This is a genomic window from Embleya sp. NBC_00896 (assembly GCF_045207785.1).
Classification (GTDB): Bacteria; Actinomycetota; Actinomycetes; order Streptomycetales; family Streptomycetaceae; genus Embleya.
On sequence record NZ_CP108776.1, the window covers coordinates 2,146,027 to 2,169,179 of the forward strand.

Here is a 23,153-nt window from a genome sequence, read left to right on the forward strand (position 1 = left end):
ATCGACAGCCCCGCGTGAACAACGACCGAACCGCCGCCCGATCACGGCCGTACGCCCCTCCGATACTGTCGAGCCGTCATATACGGGGGGCGCACGGGGAGGTAGGCGCTTGACGCGCGGCGTTCGCACACTGTTCGTCGCGCTGACGGTGGCGGTGTCGTTGCTGGTGACGGGCACCGTCATGGCGCTGACACTGGGCGGCGTCGGCAACGCCGACGGCAACGGGACCGGGCCGCAGGCCCTCGCGGATCCGGGCGATCCCGCGCACTGGACCCCTCAGCGAATGAGCCGCGCCAAGCCCCGGGACCCCAGGGCCGACGAGGGCCCGCCCGCGCCCATCGCACCGCCGAGCCCATCCGGCGCACCCACCGGCCGGGGCCCGCTGCCCGACATCGTGGCCGAGGCCAAACCACCGCCCGTGCGCGCCGACGAGGTGCCCCGCCCCTACTCGGGCAACACCGGCACCATCGCGGTCGGCAAGCTGTTCTTCGAGGCCCCCGACGGCCCCTCCGCCTGCTCGGGCACGGTCGTCGCCGACCCCAAGTACCCCGGCCGCAGCAACCTGGTCTGGACCGCGGGCCACTGCGTGCACGCCGGCCGCGGCGGCACGTGGTTCACCAGCATGCAGTTCGTGCCCGCGTTCAACAGCAGCGGCCAGGCGACCCTGGACAACCTCGGCAACCCCGGCCCGGTCGCCCCGTTCGGCCAGTGGTGGGCGACCTCGATGGCCACGTCCGACCAGTGGCGCGCCGGCGGTACGAACACCTCGTCACCGGCCACCGCCTACGACTACGCCGTCGTCGAGGTCCGCAACCCCGACCGCAGCGCGCGCAGCCTGGAGGAGGTCGTCGGCCACGCCGTGCCGGTGTGGTTCGACGCGCCCCGCGACCTGGCCCGCGCGAGCGCGTACGGCTATCCGCAGGACCCGCCGTACGACGGCCTCAGGATGTACGGCTGCACCCAGGACCCGCGCCGGATGACGGTGGACCCCGGCGTCCCGCCGCTGCTGCGGATCGGTTGCTCGATGACCGCCGGCGCGAGCGGCGGCGGCTGGTACGCGAACGGCCCCGACGGCCCGCTGCGGCTGATCGGCAACAGCGCGCTGAGCGGCGCGGGGCACACCTGGATCGCCGGGCCGTATCTGGGCCAGGACGCCCGCCGGATGCTGGAGAACCTCAAGCGCAAACGCTGAGCACCGCCCGCCACGCGCCGCCGGCCGTCGGCGCCGGGGAAACGACGAAGGCCCGGGCCGCACACGATCCTCCGTGTGCGACCCGGGCCTTCACCCGTGTCTCCCGATCGGCTGTCTCCCGGTCAGCGCTTGGCGACCACGAACCGCTCCAGCTCGGCGGCGAGTTGCCGGCCGACCCGGGCGTGCAGCCACGTGCCCACCTCGCGGTGCTCGGTCGCCAGCAGTTCGCCGCTCGCGTGCACCTTGGCGACCAGGTCGCCGCGCTCGTAGGGCACCACGACCTCGACCTCGACGTCCGGACGCGGCAGTTCCTCGTCGATCAGCTCGAGCAGCTCGTCCATGCCCTGGCCCGTGCGGGCGGACACCACGATCGCGTGCTTCTCCCGGCGCAGGATTCGCGCGAGCACCTCCGGGTCGGCCGCGTCGGCCTTGTTGATCACCACGATCTCGCGCACCTTGTGCGCCTCGACCTCGGCGAACACCTCGCGCACGGCGGCCAGTTGGGCCTCCGGCGTGGGGTCGGAGCCGTCCACCACGTGCAGGATCAGGTCGGCGTCGGAGACCTCTTCCAGCGTGGACCGGAACGCCTCGACGAGCTGGTGCGGCAGGTGCCGCACGAACCCGACCGTGTCGGCCAGCGTGTACCCGCGACCGCTCGGCGTCTCGGCCCGACGAACCGTCGGGTCCAGGGTCGCGAACAGCGCGTTCTCCACCAGCACGCCCGCACCGGTCAACCGGTTCAGGATCGAGGACTTGCCGGCGTTCGTGTAACCCGCGATGGCCACCGACGGGATGGCGTTGCGCCGCCGCTCCTGCCGCTTGGTGTCGCGGGCCTTCTTCATGTCCGCGATCTCGCGGCGCATCTTGGCCATCTTCTCCCGGATCCGCCGACGATCGGTCTCGATCTTCGTCTCACCGGGACCACGCGTGGCCATCCCGCCACCGCCGCCGCCACCCATCTGGCGGGACAGCGACGCACCCCAGCCACGCAGGCGCGGCAGCATGTACTGCATCTGCGCCAGCGAGACCTGGGCCTTGCCCTCTCGGGACTTGGCGTGCTGGGCGAAGATGTCCAGGATCAGCGCCGTGCGGTCCACGACCTTGACCTTGACCACGTCTTCGAGCTGGATCAGCTGACCCGGGGTCAGTTCACCGTCGCAGACCACGGTGTCGGCGCCGGTGGCGATGACCACGTCGCGCAGTTCCTTGGCCTTTCCGGACCCGATGTAGGTCGCCGGGTCGGGCTTGTCGCGGCGCTGGATCAGCCCGTCCAGCACCTCCGAGCCCGCGGTCTCCGCGAGCGCGGCCAGTTCCTTGAGTGAGTATTCGGCGTCCGCGGCGGTGCCGTCGGTCCAGACGCCGACGAGCACGACGCGTTCGAGGCGAAGCTGTCGGTATTCGACCTCGGTGACGTCGGTCAGCTCCGTGGAGAGACCGGCGATCCGGCGGAGCGCGGTGCGCTCCTCGCGGTCGAACTGGTCGCCGTCGTAGTCGACAGGACCCGTCCCGACGTCATCGCCCGCGCCGAATTCGTCGAAGGCCGACCCGTCGTCGAGGGCCTGGGCCCCGTCGAGGATCGGGTCCGTGTCGTCGTTTCCGGTGCGGTGAGAGCGAGAAGTCATATCGTCCTGTTCAACGTAGTCGGCGGGCCGCTCCATTCCCTGTGTGCGGCCGTCACGATGGTCCCACGACGGTCGGCGAAGAGGCATCCGGGTTTTCGGTCGATTCCGCCCCGGACCGGGAGATCGGGCCACCCGCCGACCCTCACGAGGTCAGCAGTCGCGCCTGGCCGGCCCCCGTGTGCACCTTGATCTTGTGCGGCGACTGGTCGTTGCGCGAGACCTTGACCTCGCTGTCGCCCACCGTGGTGGACACGTCCGTCGCGTACTGCTGCCCGCCCGGCACCCGCACGGTCGCGCGCCCCGCGTTGGTCCTCGCGTCCACGTCGGTGGGCGCCTTGGTGAAGGTCATGTCGATCGATCCGGCGCTGGTCTGCGCGATCACCTTGGCCGAGGTCAGACCCTCGGCGTCGATCTTGCCGGCGCTGGTGTGCAGGTTCAGGGTCCCGGTCAGGTCGCGCAGGGTCACGTTGCCGGCGTCGGTGCGGACGTCGAGTTCGGTGCCGCGCGGGACGGTCACCTCGTACGCCACGAAGCACGCCTTCTTGCTCGCGCAGTCGTAGTCCAGGTTGAGCACGCCGTTGGCGTCCACGTTGTGCGTGGTCGTCGGCGCGGTCGAGTCGTAGTGCTGCTTCTCGGTCACCTTGACGTCCTTGACGTCGGCCCCGATCACCTTCACGTTGCCCGCGGCGCTGTCGACCTTGAGCATGCGCACGCTCTGGGTGACGTCGTACGAGGCGGTCTTCTCCTCGGCGTCGGCACCGTCGACGTCCACGTCGAGGTCGCACGCGGTCAGCACGAGCGGAAGGGCGACGAGCGGGGCCAACAAGGCCAATCGACGATTGCGGGCAGACATGCGGTCTCCTTGGGTCGGGGCGGGGTTGCGCGGCCCGAACGCACGACCACTCCCCCGCTCCCTTCCAGGCTAGGAAGCAGCCCGCCACCCCGCGTCGGTCCGGCGTCTGGTCCCGGGGGTCCTTCCCTGGCAGGAGGGACCCCCCGGATCATCCACCTCGGGTCAGGGCCGACCTAGGGGTTCTCCCGGACCCGGGTACCGGGACCGACCCGGATCCTCAGTGCGCCAACCGGGCGCCCAGGGCCTCGGCGTGCGCCGCGAAGGCGGTCGACTCGGCCTCGTCCAGGACCGCGTAGGCGGCGGCCACCAGCTCGTCGGTGAGCTCCTCGGCGGCCTCGCGCCGGGCCGTCAGCGCGTCCGTGACCTCGGGATAGGGCTTCGGGTGCCCGTAGAACCCCATGAACCGGCCGGACTCGGCGACCTGGGCCTCCACCGACGTCAGCCGGTGCGCGGCGAGCGCGAGGATGTGCAGCCCGCCGCGGTGTTCGCGCAGCGTCTGCAGGTTCTGCGCGAGCCGCGCGGGGGCGTCATCCGGAAGAGGTACGGCCCGCCAGGCGGAGTACAGCGGCGCGAGCGCGCCGAGGTCGTTCGCCCGGACGATCCGGGTCGTCACGTCCGCGAGCCGGTCGACGTCCGGCAGGTCCGCGAGGTGCTCGCGGCCCCACGCGCGCGCGCACTCGGCGTACAGCTCGCCGGTCCGCGCGGGCGGCGAGAGTTTCCTGCCCGCCTCCCACCGCGGGATCAGCGCCTCGGCGGTGAAGTGGTGGAAGGCCGTGACCACCGCGTCGTCGTCGACGTCCCCCAGCACTCCGCCGCGACCGGCGATGTACAGCGTCACGCCGTCGAAACCCAGCTCCGCGCCGCGGGCGACGGTGTCCGGCGCGAAGAAGAACGCCCCGGCCGCCTCGACCGTCTTCTTGACCGCGCGCGTCGTGACCCTCGCCGTGTCCATGCTGCTCATGCTCGTGCTCCCGATGCCGGCACTGCTTGCTTGACCATGTCATGCAAGACCTATCACGGCGCACCGGGCGTGCACAGAGGTCGGCCGATCGACCGGTTGGGCGATCGGCCGGGTGGCTGCTCGGCCGGGCCGTCGCTCGGCGCCGACCGTCGGCCGGCCGCGGGTCACAGCAGTGCGAGATCGACCCGTCCCTCGGCGACGATCACGGCCGGGCCGGCCATCTCGATGTGGCCGTCCACCCGTTCGGTGATCACCAGTCGCCCGCCCGGCACGTCCACGGTGTACGTGACCGGCTCGCCGGTGACGGCCGGCTCGGCGCCGTCGGCCCGCGCCGCGGCGACCATCACCGCGCACGCGCCGGTGCCGCACGACCGGGTCTCGCCGGAGCCGCGCTCGTGCACGCGCATCGCGACGTGCCGCGGCGCGCGCCGCACGACGAACTCGACGTTGACGCCGTCGGGATAGGCGTCGGCCGGGGACACGGCGGGCGCGGTGTACAGGTGCCCCGCGTCCGCGAGATCCGCCACGAACACGACCGCGTGCGGGTTGCCCATGTCGACGTTGGTCGCGGACCGCTTCCGCCCCTGGACCTCCACGCCGATGCCGGCCGAGTCGGGGAGCCGCGCCACGCCCATGTCCACGGTGATCGGGCCCTCGGCCGGCACCGTGACGACCTTGACCCCGCCGCGCGTGGCGACCCGCAGCACGCCCGGCTCGGCCAGGCCGCGCTCGACCAGGTGGCGCGCGAACACCCGCACGCCGTTGCCGCACATCTCGGCGATCGACCCGTCGCCGTTGCGATAGTCCATGAACCACTCGGCCTCGCCGGCCATCGCCTCGGCGGCCGGATCCTTCGCCGAGCGCACGACCCGGAGCAGGCCGTCGCCGCCGATGCCCGCCCGGCGATCGCACAGGGCGGCGACCTGGGCGGCCGTCAACTCCAGCTCGCCGTCGGCGTCCGGGACGATCACGAAGTCGTTCTCGGTGCCGTGACCCTTGAAGAAGTGCAGAGTGCTCACCCGGCAAGTCTAGGGCGTGTGTTCACACCCTCCGGGCCCCGCGCGATCGGCCCCGGTGGGATCGTCCGCCGGGGCCGAGGGCGCGTCGCGGGTGGACGCGACGATCGCAAGGGGCCTGTTATTAATCGTACTAATTCTCGGGTCGGACCACGCCGGCCGCGCCACCGCCCCTGCGGGCAGGCTCCGCCACCGCCTGGATCCGGCCGCCCGGGAGGAATTCGAGGGCGGCGACGGCGCCGATCTCCGGGTTGGCCTTGAGCACGTGCCCACGTTGTTCGAGGGCCGTCCGCAACGACGCGGGCACCCCGGGCTCGACCTCGGTCGCGGCTCCGTTGCGCTGCGACAGGCGCGGCGCGGCGACCGCCTGGGGCAGCGTCAGCCCGCGATCCACCCGCCCGTTCAGCACCTGGAGCACGGTCGTGATGATCGTCGCGCCACCGGGCGAACCGACCGCGACGAACGGCCGGCCGTCCTTGAGCACGATGGTCGGCGACATGCTGCTGCGCGGCCGCTTGCCCGGCGCGGGCAGGTTCGGGTCGGGGACGCCCGGGGTCAGCGGCGCGAAGTTGAAGTCGGTGAGCTCGTTGTTGAGCAGGAAGCCGCGGCCCGGCACGGTGATCGCGCTGCCGCCGGTCTGCTCGATCGTGAGCGTGTACGACACCACGTTGCCCCAGCGGTCGGCGGTGACCAGGTGGGTCGTGGACAGCCCCTCGATCGGCTCGGTCGCCTCCGGCGTGCCGCTCGGGGCGCATCGCCGCTGATAAGGAGCCGTGGGGTCGCCCGGCGGGACCGGGCTCACCGCCGCGTGGTCGGGGTCGATCAGGCAGCCGCGTTCCTTGGCGAAGCCGTCCGCGAGCAGGCCCCTGAGCGGGACGTCGACGAAGGCGGGGTCGCCGACGTAGCGGTTGCGGTCGGCGAACGCCAGGCGCGACGCCTCCAGGTAGTAGTGCGTCGCGCCGACCTCGTCCATCCGGGGCGGAGCGGTGGTCTCCAGGATGTTCAGCGCCTCGCCCACGGTGGACCCGCCGGACGAGGAGGGCGCCATGCCGTAGATGTCGAGCCCGCGGTAGTCGATCCTGGTCGGCCGCTGGTCGAGCACCCGATAGCGGGCGAGGTCGTCGGTCTCGATCAGGCCCGGCCGGAAGACCCGGTCGGCGCCCGGGGCCACCGGCGGTCGCTGCGCGGTCCGCACCACCTCGCGGCCGAGTCCGCCGCGGTAGAACCAGTCGACGCCCTTGCGGCCCAGTTCGTCGTAGGTCCGGGCCAGGTCGGGGTTGCGGAACACGCTGCCCACGACCGGCGGTTGCCCGTTCGGCAGGAACAGCTTCGCGGTCGGGGTGATGTCGTCGAACCGGGTCGCGTTCGCCGCGGTCTGGTCGCGGAAGGTCGCGTCCACCACGAAGCCGCGCTCGGCCAGCTGTTGTGCGGGCCGCAGCGCGGCGCGCAGGTCGGTGGTGCCCCACTTGCGCAACGCGGTGTTCCACGTCTGCGGCGTCCCGGGGACGCCCACCGAAAGGCCCGAGTTGACCCCCTGGTCGAACGGGATCGGCAGCCCGGTGGCCGGGTCGAGGAAGGCGCCCTCGCGCATTGCGGCCGGCGCCGTCTCGCGCCCGTCCAGCGTGCGGACCGTGCGGCTGCGCGCGTCGTAGTAGACGAAGTAGCCACCGCCGCCGATGCCCGACGAGTAGGGCTCGGTGACCCCCAGGGCCGCCGCGGTGGCCACCGCGGCGTCCACGGCGTTGCCACCGCGCCGCAGCACGTCCAGGCCGATCCGGGTGGCGTCGGGGTCGACGCTGGAGACCGCGCCGCCCCACCCGGTGGCGACGGGTTGCTTGGCCGGCGGTGGCGGGGTTTCGCCGGGATGCGCGGACGCGACCCCCGGAACGGTCAGGGCCAGCCCCAGCGCTGCGCCCAGCGCCATGGCGCGACGAACGGTACGGATCACGACGGCCTCCCCCGAGCGGGTCTCACGGACCCCCCACCGTGCCACGTGCGCCCCACCCGCAACACCCCTAGTCGGGGCGGATCACCCGTCCGAGCGCGGCTTCCAGGAGATCGGGGCGCGAATGGTCCAGCCACTGGATCCGCGGGTCCCGCCGGAACCAGGTGTCCTGCCTGCGGGCGAACCGGCGGGTGGTCCGCACGGTGTCCTCGCGGGCCTCGTCCTCGGTGCACTCGCCCGCGAGCAGCCGCAGCACCTGCGCGTAGCCCAGCGCGCGCGACGCGGTGCGGCCCTCGCGCAGCCCGACCTTCTCCAGCTCGCGCACCTCCTCGACCAGGCCCGCGTCCCACATCCGGTCCACCCGCGCGGTGATCCGCTCGTCCAGGACCGGTCGGGGCACGTCCACGCCGATCTGGACGCTGTCGTACAGCGACGTGTGGGTGGGCAGGGTCGCGGTGAACGGGCGCCCGGTCAGCTCGATGACCTCCAGGGCGCGGACGATCCGGCGGGTGTTGCCCGGCAGGATCGCGGCGGCGGCGGGCGGGTCGAATCCGGCCAGCCGCGCGTGCAGCGGACCCGGCCCGATCCGCTCCGCCTCGGCCTCCAGGCGGGCCCGGATGTCGGGGTCGGTCCCGGGGAAGTCGAGGTCGTCGAGGACCGCGCGGACGTACAGCCCCGATCCGCCGACCAGGATCGGCGTCCGGCCCCGGGCCAGCAGGTCGTCGACCAGGGCGCGCGCGTCGCGTTGGTACTCGGCCACGCTCGCGGAGCTCGTCACCTCCCAGACGTCGAGCAGATGGTGCGGGACGCCGGCGCGCTCGGCGACGGTCAGCTTGGCGGTGCCGATGTCCATGCCCCGGTAGAGCTGCATGGAATCGGCGTTGATCACCTCGCCGTCCAGCGCATGGGCCAAGGCCACACCCAGATCGGACTTTCCGGCCGCAGTGGGACCGACGACGGCTATGACACGGGGACTCACCCCCCAAGTCTGCCGGATCGCCGTCCCTCGTTGGCGTACGGCCACCCGCGAGGTCGTGACCGGCACCGTTCGCCCTCGTTGATCTTCGGCGACCCATGTACTCCAGGCGGCTCGCCGGAGTCCCCTGTGTGCCGCTCCCAAAATGCACGACAACGACCACAGACATACGGTCTAGGAGAAATTGTGAGTGTTTTCGACTGGTTCAAGCGGCGTCCGAGCACGTCGGAGGAGAGCGGCTCGTGCTGCTCGCACAACGCGGCGGACACGGACACCGCCACGCTGGTCGAGGACCGGCCCGAGACGCCGGCCGACGCCGTCACCGAAGCCGAGCCGGCCGCGGCGGAGGCGGCGGTCACGACGCCCGCCCCCCGGGCCCCCGGGGACGCGGCCGCCGAGCCGGTCGCCGAGGGCGAATCCGAGGAGAAGGAGCAGGACATGGGTGTCTTCGAAAACCTCAAGACCAAGGCCGGGGACCTGCTGGGTCAGCACGGCGACAAGGCCGACAAGGGCGTCGACAAGGCCGCCGAGGTGGCCGATCGAAAGACCGGCGGCAAGCACACCGACAAGATCCGGGACGCCTCGGACAAGACCAAGGAGGCCCTGGGCAAGGCCGGCGAGCCGTCCGACGCGCCCGCCGAGACCCCTCCCCCGGCAGCGCAGCCCCCGGCGGAACCCACCGTGTGACGGGGTGAGGGCGGCGGCCACCGGATTCCGGTGGCCGCCGCCCTCTGTCGTGTGTGCTCCGTCGTGGGCGCGCGCTCAGGACCAGAGCGCCACGAAGTACCCCACGCCATAGGGCGCCTCGGCGTACAGCAGCCGCCCGCTCCGGCCGGGACCGGCCGCCCCCGCCAGAACCTGCCACCCGGGCCGCCCGGCCACCCACAGCTCGTCCGCGAGCGCCGGGTCCAGCGCCGCGAGCACGGCCGTGTCGGCGTCGGCCAGGGCCGCGGCCACGGCGATGTCGTACGGCTCGGCGCGCGGGTCGAGGTAGCCGGGGGCCTTCTCGGTCCGGCACGCGGACCCGTCGCCCACGACGAGCAGCGCGACCCGCTCGGGGCCCGCCACGAGGTCGCGGCCGCGCGCCGCGCAGTGCGCGGGATCGGCGTCGGCGGCCACCACGGCCCCCGACACGGGGCCGGGCGCGGTGCCGCGGCGATCCGGTCGGCGGCCCAGGGCGAACGGCCGAGCAGCCACGCGCCGACGGTCAGCGCGGGCGACAGGTCCGCGGCGGCGCCGGCGCCGAGGGTCACCTCGAGGTCGATCCCGTACGGCGCGAAGGAGCCGGTCCCGCCGTCGTCGAGCGTCGCGTCGGCGGCCCCGGACCCGACCACCACGAGGCGGTCGGGCGCGGTCGCGGCGAGCGCGGCGATCGCCTGGTCGCACGCGGCGCGCAAGGCGTCCAATTCCGCTACGGCCCCGCGGGCCAGCTCGGGCACGATCATCGGGGGGCACGGGACTACCGCGGCGGCTACGAGCATTCAGGGAGAGTACTAAGCGGCCGCCGAGACGCCTCCCGACGCACATGATGGGATGGATCACATGGGTGAACTGATGCTGGTGAGACATGGCGAGACCGAATGGAGCAGGTCCGGAAGGCACACCGGGCTGACCGACATCCCGCTGACCCCCGAGGGCGAGGCGCAGGCCAAGGCCGCCGGAGCGCTGCTCGCGGGGCGCGGGTTCGGGCTCGCGCTGGTGAGCCCGCTGACGCGGGCCCGGCACACCGCCGAACTGGCCGGCATCACCGGCACTCGGATCGATCCGGACCTGGTCGAGTGGGACTACGGCGGCTACGAGGGCATCACCACGGACGAGATCCGCGAGACGGTGCCGGGCTGGTACCTGTGGCGCGACGGGGTGATCCCCGGCAACGCCGAGCACCCGGGCGAGTCGATCGCCGACGTGGGCCGCCGGGTGGACCGGGTGCTCGACCGCGTGCGTCCGGTCCTGGCCTCGGGGCAGGACGCGGTGCTGGTCGCGCACGGGCACCTGCTGCGGGTGCTGACCGCGCGCTGGCTCGGGCTGCCGCCCGAGGACGGCCGCCTGTTCCGCCTGGAGACGGCCCGGCTCTCCACGCTCGGCTACGAGCGCGAAGAGCCGGTCATGCTGGGGTGGAACCTCTCCTGATCGCGACTCAGTCGCAACAGGCCGCGGCGGCGGGGACCGCCGGCGCCGCAGGGGCGCCGATCTGCGGCATGCCGAGCAGGACGCCGGGCCCGGCCGCCGGTGCCGCGTTCCGCCGCTCCCACGCGTCACCCGCGGGCGTGCGGCGGATCGCCAGGGTCGGCTTCTCCGCGAGCAGGTGGTGCGGCGCGGCGTAGGTGATCTCGACCGAGACCATGTCGCCGGGTCGCACGCCGCCCTCGGGGCGCTCGAAGTGCACGAGGCGGTTGTCGGGGGCCCGCCCCGACAGCCGCGCGGTGTCGTGGTCCTTGCGGCCCTCGCCCTCGGCGACCAGGACCTCCAGGGTGCGACCGACCTGGGTGCGGTTCTCCGCCCAGGAGATCTCCTCCTGGAGCGCGAGCAGCCGCTGGTAGCGCTCGGTCACGACCTCCTTGGGCACCTGGCCGTCCATCGTGGCGGCCGGGGTGCCGGGGCGCTTGGAGTACTGGAACGTGAAGGCCGCCGCGAACCGCGCCTCGCGCACGGTGTGCAGGGTCTGCTCGAAGTCCTCGTCGGTCTCGCCGGGGAAGCCCACGATGATGTCGGTGGAGATCGCCGCGTCGGGCATCGCGGCGCGCACCCGCTCGATGATCCCGAGGTACTTGTCCTGCCGGTAGGAGCGGCGCATCGCGCGCAGCATCGCGTCCGAGCCGGACTGGAGCGGCATGTGCAGCTGGTGCATCACGTTCGGCGTCTCGGCCATCGCCGCGATCACGTCGTCGGTGAAGTCGCGCGGGTGCGGCGACGTGAAGCGCACGCGCTCCAGGCCCTCGATCCGCCCGCACGAGCGCAGCAGCTTCGAGAACGCCTCGCGGTCGCCCATGTCCGAGCCGTACGCGTTGACGTTCTGACCGAGCAGGGTGACCTCGATCACACCCTCGCCGACCAGCGTCTCGATCTCGGCGAGCACGTCGCCGGGCCGGCGGTCCTTCTCCTTGCCGCGCAGCGCGGGCACGATGCAGAACGTGCAGGTGTTGTTGCAGCCGACGGAGATCGCGACCCACGCGGCGTAGGCCGACTCGCGGCGGGTGGGCAGCGTGGAGGGGAAGACGTCGAGCGACTCCAGGATCTCGACCTGGGCCTCCTGCTCGATCCGGGCCCGCTCCAGCAGCACCGGCAGCGCGCCGACGTTGTGCGTACCGAAGACCACGTCGACCCACGGCGCCTTGCGCACGATGGTGTCGCGGTCCTTCTGCGCGAGGCACCCGCCGACCGCGATCTGCATCCCGGGCCGCTCGGCCTTCGCGGGCGCGAGATGGCCGAGGTTCCCGTACAGCTTGTTGTCCGCGTTCTCGCGGACGGCGCACGTGTTGAAGACGACGACGTCGGCCGGCTCCCCCTTGGGTGCGCGGACATAACCCGCGTCCTCCAGCAGGCCGGACAGCCGCTCGGAGTCGTGGACGTTCATCTGGCACCCGTAGGTGCGGACCTCATAGCTTCGCGCAGTCATAACACCCGACAGGGTACGGGGTTTGCGCACCGACGCGCGTGGCCCGCCTCCATGGCAATATCGCCGCCGTGCCCTCCTTGTCGTTCGTCCCCCTTTCCATCCGCGACGCGTGCGCGCGCCGGCCCCGCCTGGTGCGTGCCGTCGTCGCGACGCTCGTGCTGATGTGCCTGGTCGGGACGTACGCGGTGCTCTCGAGCGACGACGAGGCGCCGCACGGTGGGCCGGTCTCGCTGGCCACCGGCGTGCCCACGGGGGTCTACCACCGCTACGGCGAGTTGTTGCGACCGCGGCTGTCGGCGGACCTCAAGGTCAAGGTCACGGTGAACGAGACCGGGGGCTCGGTGCAGAACCTGCGCCGGGTCATCGCGGGCTCCGACACCTTCGGGATCGCCACGTCGGACGCGGTCGCCGACCTCGGGCCGGGCGATCGCGACCAACTGCGCGCGGTCGCGCGGCTGTACGACGACTACGTCCAACTCGTGGTGCCGGCCGGGTCGCCGGTGCAGAACATCGGCGACCTGCGCGGGCGCAGGGTGGTCGTGGGCCTGCCCGGGTCCGGCGTGGAGTTGATCACGCGCCGGCTGCTGAGCGAGGTCGGCATGGCCGACATGGAGCACGCCATCGAGCCGGTCCGGATCGGGATCGCGGAGGCCACCCAGCGGTTGCGGGACGGCTCCGTCGACGCCTTCTTCTGGTCCGGCGGGCTGCCCACGGGGGCGGTGGCCGACCTGGCCGCGAAGTGGTCGGTGCGGCTGGTCAAGCTCGGCGATCTGGCGAACCGGCTGCGTGAGCGGTACGGGCCGGTGTACCGCGAGGCCGTGGTGCCGGCGGACGCCTATCCCGGTGGGGCCGAGACCGCCACCATCGCGGTGCCGAACCTGTTGGTGACGACGGCCGCGCAGGACCCCGCGCTGATCAGGCGGGTGACCGAGACGGTGATGGAGAACCGCGAGGCGATCGGACGCGAGGTGCACGCCGCCCAGTTGGTCGATCCCAGGACGGCGATCTTCACCGACCCGCTGCCCCTTCACGAGGGTGCCGAGCGATGGTACAAATCGGTGAAACCGTGATGGGACAGATCGTGATGCCGATGGCGTCGCGCGAAACGGTCCCGATGGCACATGCTGGGTTCGTGTCAACGTGTTCGGGACCGACATCTACGCTCTGAGCCTCGAGGCCAGACCGTGACACGGTCACCGGGCCGACGCTGTGAGCCGACCGGGGGGAAGGCCGCACACTTGGTCAGGCAGGCCCGCTTGCTCGGGAGGAGGGTGCGACCGCGGTGTCCGAGGGGGAGATCGGCCGAATACTGAACAACCGTTACCGCCTGAGCCGCAGTCTCGGCCGAGGCGGTATGGGCGAGGTCTGGCTGGCCGTCGACACCGCCCTGGGTCGCGAGGTCGCCGTCAAGGAACTGCTGCTGCCCAAGTCCCTGGACTCGGGATCGCAGCGTTCGTGGCTGGAGCGCAGCAAGCGCGAGGCGATCGCGGCCGCACGGATCCGCCACGAGAACGTGGTGACGGTCCACGACGTCTTCGAAGAGGACGGTTTGCCGTGGATCGTCATGGAATTGGTCATTTCGCGCTCGCTGGCCGACGTGATCCGCGCGGAGGGGCGACTCGACCACGCCGAGGCGGCGCGGATCGGCCTGGACGTGCTGCGCGCGCTGCGCGCCGCGCACGCCAAGGGAGTCCTGCACCGCGACGTGAAGCCCGCCAACGTGCTGCTGGGCATGGACGGCCGGGTGGTGCTCACCGACTTCGGGATCGCCACCTTCGCCGACGCGCCCCAGGTGACCCAGTTCGGTGAACTGCTCGGCACCCCGGGCTATCTCGCGCCCGAGCGCGCGGAACAGTTCTCCAGGGCCCGGCCGAGCGTGCTGACCGACGCGGCGGACGAACACACCCTGGCCGAGCGGCCGGACGCGCTCGATCCGGCGTCCGACCTGTGGTCGCTGGGCGCGACGCTGTACGAGATGGTCGAGGGGCTCGCGCCGTTCCGGCGGGCCTCTCCCGTGGAGGTCGTGAACGCGGTCGTGAACGCGCCGCCGGCGCCGCCGCGGCACGCTGGTCCGCTGGAGCCGGTGATCATGGGCCTGCTCCGCAAGGACCCGGCCCGGCGCCTGGACGCCAAGGAGACCGACGCGCTGTTGACGCGCGTCGTCCAGGACTCGGTGCCGGTCACGTGGGGCGGCGATCCGCTGCCGCCGCGCGGGCGCGAGGACGACGTCGAGGCGACCTTCGCCGGCGAACCGCCGCCCGAGGAACCGCCGTCCGGCCCGACCGGGCGCGGTCGCCGGTGGCGGCGCACCCGAATAGCGCTGCCGGCCGCGCTGGCCTTCCTGCTGGTCGCGGTGGGCGCGTCGTGGCTGGCGGTCGAGAACAACCGGGCCGAGGGCGGGACGCACGCCCCGGACCCGTTCGCGAACCTGCGCAAGCAGTCGCCGACCTACCGGGCGATGGAGGCCCGCGGCCAGGTGATCATCGGGGTCAAGCCGGACCAGCCGGGCTGGAGCGTGCGCACCGGCGACCAGGCGTACCAGGGCTTCGACGACGACGTCGCGCGGATGATCGCCGGCGACCTCGGCTTCAAGGACCGGATCACGTTCATGGACGTGGAGACCCAGAACCGCGAGTACCGGATCACCAGCGGTCAGGTCGACCTGGTCGTCGCGAGCTACACGATCAACGAGGCGCGCGCGCAGAAGGTCTCGTTCGCGGGGCCCTACTTCATCGCCGGGCAGGACTTCCTGGTCCGCGACGACGAGGCGAACGTGGACGGCCCGGAAGACCTCGCGAACAGCGCGGTGTGCGTGGTGCGCGAGTCGACGTCGGCGCTGCGGATCCGCGCCGAGTTCCCGACCATGAAGGTCGAGGAGCGCGGCAAGTACTCGGAGTGCGTGGACGAGCTGTTGGCCGGCGGCGTGCGCGGGGTCAGCACCGACGACGCGATCCTGTCCGGCTTCGTCGCGCAGCACCCGGGGAAGCTGCGGATCCTGGGCCGGCCGTTCTCGGACGAGCCGTACGGAGTGGGCCTGAGCAAGGGCGACATGGCGCTCGCGGAGGCGGTGTGCGGAGCGCTGAACCGGCACATCGCCAACGGCGACTGGCAGCGCGCCTACGACTCGCGCCTGCGCCCGCTGGGACTGCCTCAGCCGCGGGCACCGCAGTGTCGGGTGAACGAGTGACGCCGGCGGTCGGTCGGGTCCGGTCCGTCCGGTCCGTCCCCGAGCGGGAGGCCGCCGACCTCAGTCGGCCCGCGGCACCGTCAGCGTGACCGTGAGGCCACCGCCCTCGCGGGCGGTGAAGTCGATGGTCCCGCCACTTGCGCCCAGCAGAGTGCGCGCGATCGACAGGCCGAGCCCGGAGCCGTCCACGTTCTGGTGCCGCGGGCTGCGCCAGAACCGGTCCCCCACCCGCCGCATCTCCTCGAAGGTCAGGCCCGGACCGCGGTCGCTGACCCGGATCTCGACCTCGCTGCCGACGGCCGAGCAGGCGACGGTGACCGTGCTGTCGTCGGGGGCGAACTTGAGCGCGTTGTCGAAGATCGCGTCCAGCGCGCTGCCCAGCGTGACCGGGTCCACGTTGCCGGTCAGCGCGAGCGGTCCCTCCTGCTCGAAGCGCTGACCGCGCGTACGCGCGAGCGGCTGCCACGCGTCCACCCGTTCGTGGACCAGCGCCGCGACGTCGACCGCCCGCGCGGACGGACGGGCGTTCTCGGCGAGCGCCAACTCCAGGAGTTCGTCCAGGACGTGGGTGAGCCGACGGCCCTCGTCACGCACCCCGTCGAGGGTCTCGCCGTGGCCCGGCGGCAGCGACAGGCCCAGCTCCTCGATCCGCAGCAGCAGCGCCGACAGCGGATTGCGCAGCTGGTGCGACGCGTCGGCGGCGAACGCCCGCTGCTGGTCGACGACGGTCTCCACGTGATCGGCCATCTCGTTGAACGAGCGTGCCAGGCGCCGCAGTTCGGGCGGGCCCTGGGCCCCGGCGACGCGCGCGCCGAGTCGGCCGGTGGAGATCTCGTGGGTCACCGAGTCGAGCACCCGGACCGGCCGCAGGACCCACCCCGTGAGCCGGTTCGCGAGCAGCAGCGCGGCGAGCACCGCGACCACCTCGCCGACGAAGAGGATCAGCCACGCCCGCTGGATGCCCGAGCGCATCCGCCCGGTCGGCGAGTCGGTGAGCACCACCGCGACCACGTCGCCGCGGTGGATCACCGGGACCGCGACCACGATCCGGTCGCGCTGCCAGGGCCACACCTGCCCGGGGTCGTCGCTGCGCCGCCCGGCGAGCGCGTCGGTGAACGCGGGCGAGTGCGGGTCGACCCGAAATCCGTGATGCGAGACGGCGATCGGCTGGCCGCGCCGATCGAACGCGCCGACCCGGATGCCGTAGACGTCCTCGTAGCGCTCCAGCTCCGAGCGGAGCATGTCGAGATCGGTGGCGTCCGGCCCGGGCGGCTCGCCGGTGTCGGACTGCGCGCGCACGGTGTCGGAGACCACGGTCAGCTGGGTGTCGGACACGAAGCGGGTCAGGTCGTCCACCCGGTCCCGGATGAGCTCCTGCTGGTGGGCCGACGCGCGCGAGATCGCCAACGGGATGCCGAGCGCGATCAGCACCGCGGTCATCAGGGTCAGGAGCAACGCGAGCAGGCGGGTACGCACAGAGCTGGTGACGATCCGTCAGGAGGCCGGGGGGTCAGGCTTCGGGAACGACACGGTAGCCCACACCGCGCACCGTCTCGACGATCGCGGGGTTCCCGAGCTTGGACCGCAGCGACGCGACGTGCACTTCGAGCGTGCGGTTGTTGCCGGCCCAGCTGGTGTGCCAGACCTCGCTGATGATCTGCTCGCGCCGGAACACCACCCCCGGGCGCTGGGCGAGCAGCGCGAGCAGGTCGAACTCCTTGCGGGTCAGCACCACGACGGTGCCGCCGACGGTGACCCTGCGGGTGGCCGGGTCCAGCTCGATACAGCCGGGGCCCTTCGGCGCCGGCGGCCCCTCCGGGGCGGGGGCGTCGGTGCGTGTACGTCTGCTCACCGCGTGTATTCGGGCCAGGAGTTCGCCGATGTCGTACGGCTTGGTGACGTAGTCGTCGGCACCCAGGTTGAGGCCGTGTATGCGCGATCGGATGTCCGCGCGCGCGGTCACCATGATCACCGGAACGTCGCACAGCCGCCGGATCCGGCTGCACACCTCGAAGCCGTCGTGGTCCGGCAGCGACAGGTCGAGCAGCACGACGTCGGGCACGTCGTCGATCGCCGCGAGGGCCTCCTCGCCGGTCGTGGCGTGCCGCACGGTGAAGCCGTGTCGGCCCAACACCGCGCGCAACGGTGCGGCGACTCGTAGATCATCCTCGACGAGCAGGAGGCGCACGTGGTTCCTCACATCCGACGGTTCGTTACCGACTCTTGACCTCAAGTCAAGCTCAAGTGCACTGACTGGGGGGGTGCCGCCTGCCCTAGTGTCACGCACCACCCGGCGTCGCCGGGAGACCCTCGAACCCACCTGCCACCCGGTCGCGCAAAAAGATACGGGACGACTCTGGACGGAGCCCGCCATCGTGACGACGGATGCCTCTGACACCGCACCGAAGCCGCCGGTGTTCACGAAGAGCGACACCACCAAGGACGCGCACTCCGGCGAGCCCCTCGTCGTGCTCACGGGCGTCAACAAGCACTTCGGCAACCTGCACGTGTTGCAGGACATCGACCTGACGATCCACAAGGGCGAGGTCGTCGTCGTCATCGGTCCGTCCGGATCGGGCAAGTCGACGCTGTGCCGCACGATCAACCGCCTGGAGGCGATCGACGCGGGCAGCATCACCATCGACGGCAACCTGCTTCCGCAGGAGGGCCGCGAGCTCGCCCGGCTGCGCTCGGACGTCGGCATGGTCTTCCAGTCGTTCAACCTCTTCGCGCACAAGACCGTGCTGCAGAACGTGACGCTCGGCCCGCTCAAGGTCCGGCGCGAGAAGCCCGAGGTCGTCAACCGGCGCGCGCACGAGCTGCTCGACCGGGTCGGCGTGGGCAGCCAGGCGAACAAGTACCCCGCCCAGCTCTCCGGTGGCCAGCAGCAGCGCGTGGCGATCGCCCGCGCCCTGGCGATGGAGCCGAAGGTGATGCTCTTCGACGAGCCCACCTCGGCGCTCGACCCGGAGATGATCAACGAGGTCCTCGAGGTCATGCGCGACCTGGCCCGCGAGGGCATGACGATGGTCGTGGTGACCCACGAGATGGGCTTCGCGCGCTCCGCCGCGAACCGGGTGATCTTCATGGCCGACGGCCGCATCGTCGAGGAGAACACGCCCGACGAATTCTTCAGCAACCCGCGCAGCGACCGTGCTCGGGACTTCCTCTCCAAGATCCTGCACCACTGAGCGAGCCCGGGCGCTCCCCAGCGCGCCCGACCTCGCAACGCCCGCTACGCGGAACGCAGTTCAGCTGTCGTCAGTCACGCACACCTTTCACCCAAGGACGTTGATCATGAAGATGCGCTCATCCGTCGCCATCGCCGGCATCGCCGTGCTCGCCCTGTTCGGCACCGCGTGTGGCAAGGACGGCTCGCCGGAGGCCAAGACCCCGGGCGGCACCGGCGGCGGCACCGCGGGTGCCCCGGGCGCCACCAAGCCCGAGCTGCCGTCCTACACCGCGAAGGAGGGCGTCGCGCTGACCGGCTCCAAGACCTTCGACAACGCCAAGAAGCGCGGCAAGCTGATCGTCGGCGTCAAGGCGGACCAGCCCTTCCTCGGCTCGAAGGACCCGGCCACCGGCAAGTACTCGGGCTTCGACATCGAGATCACCAAGATGATCGCGGCCGACCTCGGCTTCGCGCCGGACAAGATCGAGTACAAGGAGATCGCCTCGACGAACCGTGAGAACGAGCTCGTCAACGGCACCGTCGACTACTACGTCGGCACCTACAGCATCACCGACAAGCGCAAGCAGCAGGTGTCGTTCGCGGGTCCGTACTACATCGCCGGCCAGTCGCTCCTGGTCCGCAAGAACGAGAACGCGATCACCGGCAAGGACACCATCAAGGGCAAGACGGTCTGCTCGGCGAAGGGCTCGACCCCGCTGCAGAACCTGCAGAACAACTTCCCCGACACCACCACCCGGGTCTTCGACACCTACTCGCTGTGCGTCGAGAGCCTGCTGTCCAACCAGGTCGACGCGGTCTCCACGGACGACGCGATCCTCAAGGGCTACGCGGCCAAGGACCCGGGCGCGCTCAAGGTCGTCGGCGAGCCGTTCACGACCGAGAACTACGGCGTGGGTCTGAACAAGGACGACGCGGTCTTCCGCAACGCGGTGACCGACGCGCTGGAGAACCACGAGAAGAACGGCGACTGGCTGAAGGCGTACAACGCGACGCTCGGCCTCTCCGGCTCGGCCGCCCCGGCCATCCCGGCGCTGGTCCGCTCCTGATCGTTCGCCACCGGCGAATCCGACCGGCCGGTCCGGGCTCCCCCCGGACCGGCCGGCGCGCGGCCTCCCCTCTTTCGCCGATCGGCGCGTCCAGGGGCACGGGCCGGCCCCATCACCCCTGAACCCACGATCACGGAGAGGAGGGCTCGATCACGATGCTCGAAGTTGTCCAGGACAACTGGGACCTCTTGCAAGACGGCTTCGTCGGAACGCTCAAGCTGACCGTCGTCTGTGGGATCGTGTCGCTTCTGCTCGGCACGCTGATAGCCGCGTGCCGGGTCTCGCCGGTGCCGCCTCTGCGCTGGTTCGGCACCGCCTATGTCACGCTCTTTCGCAACACCCCGCTGACGCTGATCTTCTTCTTCGTCGCTCTCGGCTTCCCCAAGCTGCGTTTCAACTTGTCGTTCTTCCAGTTCGCGGTGATCGCGCTGAGCGCGTACACGGCCGCGTTCATCTGTGAGGCGATCCGGTCGGGCATCAACACCGTCCCGATCGGCCAGGCCGAGGCCGCCCGCAGCCTGGGCATGTCCTTCACCCAGACGCTGAGCCAGATCGTCCTGCCGCAGGCCGGGCGGGCGGCGATCCCGCCGATCGGCAGCCTGCTGATCGCGATGGTCCGCAACTCGGCCATCGCGAGCGCGTTCAACGTCACCGAACTCATGGGCACCCAGGCCACGATGGTGGAGAACGGCTACAAGTCGCTGTGGGTCATGACCTGGATCGCCGTCGGCTATCTCGTCATCACCCTGACCATGAGCGCGCTGCTCGCCGCGCTGGAGAAGAAGCTGGCGGTGGTCCGATGAGCCGCGAAGCGAGCGTCCTGTTCGACGTTCCCGGCCCCAAGGCGCGCCGGCGCAACCTGATCGTGGGCGTGCTCGGCAGCCTCGCGCTCGCCGCCTTCCTGGTCTTCGTGGTCGTCCGGTTCGAGGACACCGGCCAGTTCGAGGCCGCCAAGTGGGACCCGTTCCAGTACAGCGGTGTCCAGGAGTTCATCTTCGACGGGCTCAAGTCCACGTTGAAGGCGTTCGCGCTGGCCGCGGTCTTCTCGATCGTTCTCGGCGCCTTCCTGGCCGCCGGCCGGCTGTCCGATCACAAGGTGGTGCGCTGGGTCGCGACCACGATCGTGACGTTCTTCCGCGCGATGCCGCTGCTGGTCCTGATCTTCATGCTCTACCTCATCCCGGGCAGCCAGGGCTGGTGGACCTGGGATCCGCTGTGGCCGCTGGTCGTGGGTCTGACCCTCTACAACGGGACCGTGCAGGCGGAGAACATCCGCGCGGGCATCCTCGCCGTGCCGAAGGGGCAGAGCGAGGCCGCGTACGCGATCGGGATGCGCAAGACCCAGGTGATGACCATGATCCTGGTCCCGCAGGGCATCCGGACGATGCTGCCGACGATCATCAGCCAGATCGTGGTGACCCTCAAGGACACCTCGCTCGGCTTCCTGATCACCTACCCGGAACTGCTCGCGGCGGCCAAGCTGATCGGCGGCTACCAGGACTACAACATGCCGTTCATCCCGGTCACGATCATCGTCGGCACCATCTACATCGCGATGTGCATGATCCTGTCGGCGTTCGCGACCTGGCTGGAGCGCCGGCTGCGCACGTCCCGCAAGGGCAAGCCGCCGGCCGTCGTGCCGCCGGACGCGGGCGCCCTGTCGCGCGACGCGATCACCGTCTGACCGACCGCCCCACGCGCCGTCCCACCGGCACACCCAACGACCGACGCCCCGCGGTGCACGCCACCCGCGGGGCGTCGCTTCGTCGTCCGAGGGCCCCCGTGCCGGATGATGGGCATCGAGTACGAACGTCTTGCAACGCTTGGGGGGCCACGATGGCGGGGAACACTCCGCGCGCGGACTCGGTGATCATCGCGGGCGCCGGGCCCGCCGGCCTGGCCGCCGCATTGGCCCTGGCCGGGCGCGGGGTGCGCTCGGTGGTGGTGGACTCGGGCAACGGGACCCCGCGCGCGGGCTCGCGCGCCTGCGGCCTGGACGGCGCGATGCTGGCCTTCGTCTACGACCTCACCGGTACCCGGCTCGACGGCGCCGCCGAACCGTGGGGTGTGCAGCGCATACGCCGACGCGGCCGGGACGTGCCGCAGGCGATCACCGAGCCCGAGGCGCCGGTGCGCTACGGGCTCTCCCAACAGCGCCTGGAGCGTGCCCTGCTGGACGCGGTGCACGCGAGCCCGCTGGTGACCACCGCGTGGCGGCACCGGATCGAGGGCGTCGACCAGGACGAGACCTCGGTCACGTTGCGCGCGCGCGGCCCGGGCGGCCCGGTCAAGTGGCGCGCGCAGTGGCTGGTCGCGTGCGACGGGGCCCGCTCCGCCGTTCGGCGCTCGGTCGACGTGCGCTTTCCCGGCCGGCCGCGGGTGGACCGGCTGTTGTGCGCGGACGTGAAGGTGCACCTGCCGCGCCGGATCACCGCGACGTCGCTGGTGCCGCCGGACCCCTCGCTCGCCGACGAACCCGCGAGCCCGGATCCGAACGGGCCGGCCACGCCGTGGTTGTTCGTGGATCCGCCGTTCCACAAGGGCGGTACGGTCCTCGCCCAGCCGCTGCCCGACGACGTGTGGCGCCTGACCTGGCAGCTCCCGATGGCGCACGGCGTCGCCAAGGCCGCCGAGGAGACCCGGGTGATCCAGGTGACCGGCGACCTGGCCGACCCCAAGCGGGTCGCCGCGCGGGTCCGGTCCGTGCTGCGCACCCTCCACGCGCTGGCGCCCGACGCGGACTCGGCCGAGGATCCCGCGCACGATCTGCTGTGGAGCGGCGAGTACGAGGTGCACCAGCGGCTCGCGCGCCGGTTCCGGGTCGGCCGCGTACTGCTCGCCGGGGACGCCGCGCACCTGGTCCACCCGTCCGCCGCGGACGCGGTCGAACTCGGCCTCCAGGACGTCCGCAACCTGGCCTGGAAGCTGGCCTTCACACTGCGCGGATACGCCCCGATACGGCTCTTGGAGACGTATCACGGCGAGCGCCGCGGCGCCGCCCGCCGCCGGCTCGCGCTCGGCGAGGACGCGCTGCACTTCCTCGCGCCGACCACCCCCACCCAGAAGGTCGGCCGCCGGCTGACCCTGATGGGCGCGCGCGGGAAGGGCACCACACTGCGCCGGCTCGACCCGCGCGGTCCGGCCGCGAACACGTCGGGCCCCGACTACTCGGGCTCACCGCTGCTGACCCCGGGCCCGGGCGTCGGCGAGTGGATCAAGGACGTCCCGGTGGTCCGCGCGGACGGCGCCGACGGCTGGCTGACGGAGTGCCTGGACCGCGGCCTGGTCGTGCTACTGATCGCCCCGGGCATAGAGGTATGGCACGGCGACCGCTGGCGCGAAGCGGGCCTGATGCCGAGACTCCGCGCCCGCCTGGACAAACTCACCGCCCCGGCCGAACTCGTGGTCACCCCGGAATACCCGGGCGCAACCGCCCACACAATCCTGCTCGTCCGCCCGGACGGCTACCTGGCGGCCCACCTCCCCCCGGAACACCTCGACATCCTGGAAGAAACCATCAACCGCGCCAGAGGCGCCCACTAACCA

At 71.9% G+C, this 23,153-nt stretch carries 19 protein-coding genes and 1 pseudogene; 10 read left to right on the top strand and 10 right to left on the bottom strand.

The window, feature by feature from the left end; genetic code table 11:
• Nucleotides 1-109 precede the first annotated feature (109 nt).
• A complete protein-coding gene (locus OG928_RS09560) occupies nt 110-1,192 on the top strand; it encodes a trypsin-like serine peptidase (RefSeq protein ID WP_406281644.1) in 1,083 nt (360 codons plus the stop codon).
• Between the two features lie 122 nt (nt 1,193-1,314).
• Here OG928_RS09560 and hflX read toward each other — a convergent pair whose 3' ends face one another.
• The 6 genes from hflX to miaA all read right to left on the bottom strand — a co-directional run bounded on the left by hflX (nt 1,315) and on the right by miaA (nt 8,568).
• Nucleotides 1,315-2,814, bottom strand: coding sequence for a GTPase HflX (gene hflX / locus OG928_RS09565; protein ID WP_406281647.1), 1,500 nt, complete (start codon nt 2,812-2,814; stop codon nt 1,315-1,317).
• A gap of 142 nt (nt 2,815-2,956) precedes the next feature.
• On the bottom strand, nt 2,957-3,667 hold the full coding sequence (locus OG928_RS09570) for a DUF4097 family beta strand repeat-containing protein (protein ID WP_406281650.1): 711 nt from the start codon (nt 3,665-3,667) through the stop codon (nt 2,957-2,959).
• A 217-nt stretch (nt 3,668-3,884) separates the two neighbouring features.
• Entirely contained in the window at nt 3,885-4,628 is a 744-nt protein-coding gene (locus tag OG928_RS09575) for an SCO6745 family protein (RefSeq protein WP_406281653.1), read from the bottom strand.
• 164 nt (nt 4,629-4,792) lie between these two features.
• Nucleotides 4,793-5,647, bottom strand: coding sequence for a diaminopimelate epimerase (gene dapF, locus OG928_RS09580; RefSeq protein ID WP_406281656.1), 855 nt, complete (start codon nt 5,645-5,647; stop codon nt 4,793-4,795).
• A gap of 130 nt (nt 5,648-5,777) precedes the next feature.
• Nucleotides 5,778-7,568: a gamma-glutamyltransferase gene (gene ggt, locus OG928_RS09585; RefSeq protein WP_406290873.1), complete on the bottom strand. Its 1,791-nt coding sequence runs from the start codon at nt 7,566-7,568 to the stop codon at nt 5,778-5,780.
• A 91-nt stretch (nt 7,569-7,659) separates the two neighbouring features.
• A complete protein-coding gene (gene miaA, locus OG928_RS09590) occupies nt 7,660-8,568 on the bottom strand; it encodes a tRNA (adenosine(37)-N6)-dimethylallyltransferase MiaA (protein WP_406281659.1) in 909 nt (302 codons plus the stop codon).
• A 183-nt stretch (nt 8,569-8,751) separates the two neighbouring features.
• Between miaA and OG928_RS09595 the strand changes: the two genes are divergently transcribed.
• The gene (locus tag OG928_RS09595) at nt 8,752-9,252 is read left to right on the top strand and encodes an antitoxin (protein ID WP_406281662.1); all 501 of its coding nucleotides are present in this window, start codon (nt 8,752-8,754) and stop codon (nt 9,250-9,252) included.
• Between the two features lie 75 nt (nt 9,253-9,327).
• Here OG928_RS09595 and OG928_RS09600 read toward each other — a convergent pair.
• Nucleotides 9,328-10,046 (bottom strand): annotated as a pseudogene (locus OG928_RS09600) (hypothetical protein).
• 61 nt (nt 10,047-10,107) lie between these two features.
• On the opposite strand from OG928_RS09600, the gene OG928_RS09605 reads away from it, so the two are divergent.
• Nucleotides 10,108-10,695: a histidine phosphatase family protein gene (locus tag OG928_RS09605; RefSeq protein WP_406281665.1), complete on the top strand. Its 588-nt coding sequence runs from the start codon at nt 10,108-10,110 to the stop codon at nt 10,693-10,695.
• 7 nt (nt 10,696-10,702) lie between these two features.
• Here the strand turns inward: OG928_RS09605 and miaB are convergent, their stop codons facing one another.
• Complete coding sequence (gene miaB, locus OG928_RS09610; protein ID WP_406281667.1) at nt 10,703-12,181, bottom strand: tRNA (N6-isopentenyl adenosine(37)-C2)-methylthiotransferase MiaB; 1,479 nt, start codon at nt 12,179-12,181, stop codon at nt 10,703-10,705.
• A gap of 68 nt (nt 12,182-12,249) precedes the next feature.
• Between miaB and OG928_RS09615 the strand changes: the two genes are divergently transcribed.
• Together OG928_RS09615 and OG928_RS09620 are read left to right on the top strand one after the other, a co-directional pair.
• On the top strand, nt 12,250-13,251 hold the full coding sequence (locus OG928_RS09615; protein ID WP_406281670.1) for a TAXI family TRAP transporter solute-binding subunit: 1,002 nt from the start codon (nt 12,250-12,252) through the stop codon (nt 13,249-13,251).
• Between the two features lie 212 nt (nt 13,252-13,463).
• Complete coding sequence (locus OG928_RS09620) at nt 13,464-15,368, top strand: bifunctional serine/threonine-protein kinase/glutamate ABC transporter substrate-binding protein (RefSeq protein WP_406281673.1); 1,905 nt, start codon at nt 13,464-13,466, stop codon at nt 15,366-15,368.
• 60 nt (nt 15,369-15,428) lie between these two features.
• Here OG928_RS09620 and OG928_RS09625 read toward each other — a convergent pair whose 3' ends face one another.
• Nucleotides 15,429-16,844: a sensor histidine kinase gene (locus OG928_RS09625; protein ID WP_406281676.1), complete on the bottom strand. Its 1,416-nt coding sequence runs from the start codon at nt 16,842-16,844 to the stop codon at nt 15,429-15,431.
• A 34-nt stretch (nt 16,845-16,878) separates the two neighbouring features.
• Entirely contained in the window at nt 16,879-17,556 is a 678-nt protein-coding gene (locus tag OG928_RS09630; RefSeq protein ID WP_406281678.1) for a response regulator transcription factor, read from the bottom strand.
• Between the two features lie 226 nt (nt 17,557-17,782).
• Between OG928_RS09630 and OG928_RS09635 the strand changes: the two genes are divergently transcribed.
• The 5 genes from OG928_RS09635 to OG928_RS09655 all read left to right on the top strand — a co-directional run bounded on the left by OG928_RS09635 (nt 17,783) and on the right by OG928_RS09655 (nt 23,150).
• Nucleotides 17,783-18,559, top strand: a complete 777-nt coding sequence (locus tag OG928_RS09635; RefSeq protein WP_406281681.1) for an amino acid ABC transporter ATP-binding protein — start codon at nt 17,783-17,785, stop codon at nt 18,557-18,559.
• A 106-nt stretch (nt 18,560-18,665) separates the two neighbouring features.
• On the top strand, nt 18,666-19,607 hold the full coding sequence (locus tag OG928_RS09640) for a glutamate ABC transporter substrate-binding protein (RefSeq protein ID WP_406281683.1): 942 nt from the start codon (nt 18,666-18,668) through the stop codon (nt 19,605-19,607).
• A 155-nt stretch (nt 19,608-19,762) separates the two neighbouring features.
• On the top strand, nt 19,763-20,410 hold the full coding sequence (locus OG928_RS09645) for an amino acid ABC transporter permease (protein WP_406281686.1): 648 nt from the start codon (nt 19,763-19,765) through the stop codon (nt 20,408-20,410).
• Nucleotides 20,407-21,291: an amino acid ABC transporter permease gene (locus OG928_RS09650; RefSeq protein ID WP_406281689.1), complete on the top strand. Its 885-nt coding sequence runs from the start codon at nt 20,407-20,409 to the stop codon at nt 21,289-21,291. Before OG928_RS09645 ends, OG928_RS09650 begins: the two co-directional genes overlap by 4 nt.
• Before the next feature lie 152 nt (nt 21,292-21,443).
• Nucleotides 21,444-23,150 carry an FAD-dependent monooxygenase gene (locus OG928_RS09655; protein WP_406281692.1) on the top strand — a complete coding sequence of 569 codons (1,707 nt, stop codon included), beginning with the start codon at nt 21,444-21,446 and terminating at the stop codon, nt 23,148-23,150.
• Nucleotides 23,151-23,153 lie beyond the last annotated feature (3 nt).

What these genes read in the sequence shown, in the direction of transcription:
- OG928_RS09645 (WP_406281686.1), top strand. Translation starts at nt 19,763, where the DNA reads ATGCTCGAAGTTGTCCAGGACAACTGGGACCTCTTGCAAGACGGCTTC.
- OG928_RS09655 (WP_406281692.1), top strand. Translation starts at nt 21,444, where the DNA reads ATGGCGGGGAACACTCCGCGCGCGGACTCGGTGATCATCGCGGGCGCC.
- OG928_RS09640 (WP_406281683.1), top strand. Translation starts at nt 18,666, where the DNA reads ATGAAGATGCGCTCATCCGTCGCCATCGCCGGCATCGCCGTGCTCGCC.
- OG928_RS09650 (WP_406281689.1), top strand. Translation starts at nt 20,407, where the DNA reads ATGAGCCGCGAAGCGAGCGTCCTGTTCGACGTTCCCGGCCCCAAGGCG.
- miaB (WP_406281667.1), bottom strand. Translation starts at nt 12,181, where the DNA reads ATGACTGCGCGAAGCTATGAGGTCCGCACCTACGGGTGCCAGATGAAC.
- hflX (WP_406281647.1), bottom strand. Translation starts at nt 2,814, where the DNA reads ATGACTTCTCGCTCTCACCGCACCGGAAACGACGACACGGACCCGATC.
- OG928_RS09575 (WP_406281653.1), bottom strand. Translation starts at nt 4,628, where the DNA reads ATGAGCAGCATGGACACGGCGAGGGTCACGACGCGCGCGGTCAAGAAG.
- OG928_RS09605 (WP_406281665.1), top strand. Translation starts at nt 10,108, where the DNA reads ATGGGTGAACTGATGCTGGTGAGACATGGCGAGACCGAATGGAGCAGG.
- OG928_RS09570 (WP_406281650.1), bottom strand. Translation starts at nt 3,667, where the DNA reads ATGTCTGCCCGCAATCGTCGATTGGCCTTGTTGGCCCCGCTCGTCGCC.
- ggt (WP_406290873.1), bottom strand. Translation starts at nt 7,568, where the DNA reads ATGGCGCTGGGCGCAGCGCTGGGGCTGGCCCTGACCGTTCCGGGGGTC.